The organism is Ruegeria sp. AD11(2025), assembly GCF_056542405.1.
The window spans coordinates 1-2387 of sequence record NZ_JBQFZU010000084.1 but is presented as its reverse complement, the minus strand read 5'-3'; the positions used below and the strand labels follow the sequence as shown (position 1 = coordinate 2387).

The 2387-nt window shown below is 54.2% G+C and carries 3 protein-coding genes and 1 pseudogene; 3 read left to right on the top strand and 1 reads right to left on the bottom strand.

Features of this window, described 5'->3' with window-relative positions; all coding sequences use genetic code 11:
- Positions 1-277, top strand: a 277-nt coding sequence (locus ACR1XY_RS24335; RefSeq protein ID WP_480597350.1) for a ProQ/FINO family protein, incomplete at its 5' end; no start/stop codon positions are given.
- Positions 278-446: 169 nt separating this feature from the next.
- Here the strand turns inward: ACR1XY_RS24335 and ACR1XY_RS24330 are convergent.
- Positions 447-836: pseudogene (locus ACR1XY_RS24330) on the bottom strand (IS6 family transposase); the annotation flags it as partial.
- A gap of 205 nt (positions 837-1041) precedes the next feature.
- On the opposite strand from ACR1XY_RS24330, the gene ACR1XY_RS24325 reads away from it, so the two are divergent.
- Positions 1042-2144, top strand: a protein-coding gene (locus ACR1XY_RS24325; protein ID WP_170438333.1) for an IS3 family transposase whose coding sequence is annotated in 2 segments (ribosomal slippage) — positions 1042-1303 and positions 1303-2144 — 1104 coding nt in all. Because the reading frame shifts where the segments join, the coding sequence is not laid out codon by codon here.
- Positions 2141-2387: hypothetical protein (locus tag ACR1XY_RS24320; RefSeq protein WP_480597346.1), on the top strand; the 247-nt coding region annotated here is incomplete at its 3' end. The genes ACR1XY_RS24325 and ACR1XY_RS24320, both read left to right, overlap by 4 nt.

Sequence of the window (2387 nt, the reverse complement as noted above, 5' to 3'; positions counted from 1 at the left end):
GGTCCGGCCCATGAAGATCGGCATCTTCCATGATCTGGTTGAAAGGTTCGGGTTGCAAGATCGAGACGCGCAAAAGCAACTCCGCTTTGTTCTGCGCGTCTATCTAGCCCGCAAGCTTGCCTATCACCGCGCCTTGCTTCAGCACAAGCATCGCTATGACCTCGATGGCAATCCCGCCGGCGAAATCTCAAAGGACGAAAAGGATCATGCCCATGCCCAAGTCAAGCATATCTGGGAGAAAAGAAACAAGGCTAACCGCGTTTTAAAACTGAAATGAAACGAACAAGAAGCGTAAAACGGCGTTCCGCTGAGATCCGATGGCTGGCGAAGCGAGTAAAGACAGGGACAGTTTATCTGATGGTAAGCCGCGACAAACCGGATCTGTTCAAGATGGCTGTGTCGCAAACTCTGGCGTCGTTCAGAGCTATCGCATTGGCAGGCGGTTGTTATCCAGCGAGTTCTGCGAATTGACGGAATCCGCTTGTCGAAGCCCCAAGTTGGCCCTTTCGGATCATGTTGGCCGTCTCGATTCCTGCTAGTGTCGCTGCAGCTGAGATGAAGTTTTTGAAGCCAAGCATCGGTCTCATGAGCCGCTTGATGAACCGGTGATCCTGCTCGATAATGTTGTTTAAGTATTTTGATCTGACAGTGTCGATCTTAACCGGTAACTGTAACCGCTTGAAGATCTTGTTGACTTCTTTGATACCGGCCGCGTTGCTCCTGCTTTTGTCAATGGTGATCCGTTTCGGGATGCCATTGTTGTGCAATGCGTTGGCGAAGAACTTCTTTGCTGCTTTGGTATCTCGCTTCGCAGAAAGCATGAAATCAAGGGTTTTCCTGCTGCTTCAGGATCGCAATGATCTGCTCTTCATTAAACCGTGATCTCTTCATTCCGTTCGTCTCCTTAGTTGGGACGAACTCTACCTCAAATTGGAGGAGGAAACGGGTCTCAGGTCACGATGCTCTGCCCCCTGAAAACTGGATCGTTCGGAGCTGGAGTTTTCCGCTAAATTTCCCTGGCTGGGAGAGGAGCGGAATCGCATGAAAGCATCGAAGTTCACGGAGGCGCAGAAGGCCTTCATCCTGAAGCAGGGCGAGCAAGGCACACCGGTCGCGGAGATCTGCCGAAAGGCTGGGATCAGCCAGGCGACATACTTCAATTGGAAGAAGAAGTACGGCGGCTTGTTGCCTGACGAGATGCGCCGGCTGAAGGCGCTGGAGGACGAGAACACCCGGCTGAAGAAGATCGTGGCGGACCTGACGCTGGATCGGGAGATGCTTCAGGATGTCATTCGGCGAAAGCTCTGAAGCCTGGCCGTTTGCGCGAGATTGTCACCGGGATGTGCGTTGATTGGGGTGTGTCGATCCGGAAGGCTTGTGGGGCCATCTGCTTCGACACATCCACCTACCACTACAAGTCCCGGCGGACGGATCAGGCTGCCGTCGAACGGCGGATCAAAGAGATCGCAGAGACGCGTGTGCGCTATGGCTACAGGCGCGTCCACGTGCTTCTTAGACGGGAGGGTTGGGTGATCAACATGAAGAAGACACGCAGGATTTACAACGAGTTGGGCCTGCAGCTCAGGAACAAGCACCCCAAGCGCCGGGTGAAGGCAAAGCTCAGAGAAGACCGTCATGAAGCCGTCGGGCCTAACGATGTCTGGGCGATGGACTTCGTTCACGACCAGCTCGCCCTGGGTAGGAGGTTGCGCATCCTGACCGTCGTTGACACGCATTCCCGGCTCTGCCCTGCAGCCGATCCGCGCTTCACCTATCGGGGCGAAGATGTTGTGCAGACGCTCGAACGGGTCTGCGGGCAGATCGGCTACCCCAAGACGATCAGAGTCGATAACGGCAGCGAGTTCATCTCGCGGGACCTCGATCTCTGGGCCTACGCCAACGACGTTACCCTCGACTTCTCACGGCCTGGAAAGCCCACGGACAATGGCTTCATTGAGGCGTTTAACAGCAAGCTCCGGGCGGAATGCCTGAACGCGCACTGGTTCATGAGCCTTGCAGATGCCCGCGAAAAGCTGGAGGATTGGCGTCGGCACTACAATGAGGACAGACCCCACAGCGCAATCGGATACAACGTCCCGATTGCCATGCATTATCCCGATGGCGTCACCAGCCCGTCATCGTGATAGAGCCGGAAAAATCTAGCTTCTGGCGGTCCAAGGTTGGGGCTCAAGGCAAGGTTGAGCAAACTCTACATCAGAACGAGGGAAGTTTCGGGGAGCAGGTCATCTCCCCTATGCAAACACCTCAGTATTCTGAAAAACTTCGCCGGTGGACAAGACAGTCTAAAAAACAGCCGGTTTATACCATAAAATTCGATCACCTCTATCATCTTTCAGAAAAGGCCTCTGTTGCTTTAAAGAGGGGTT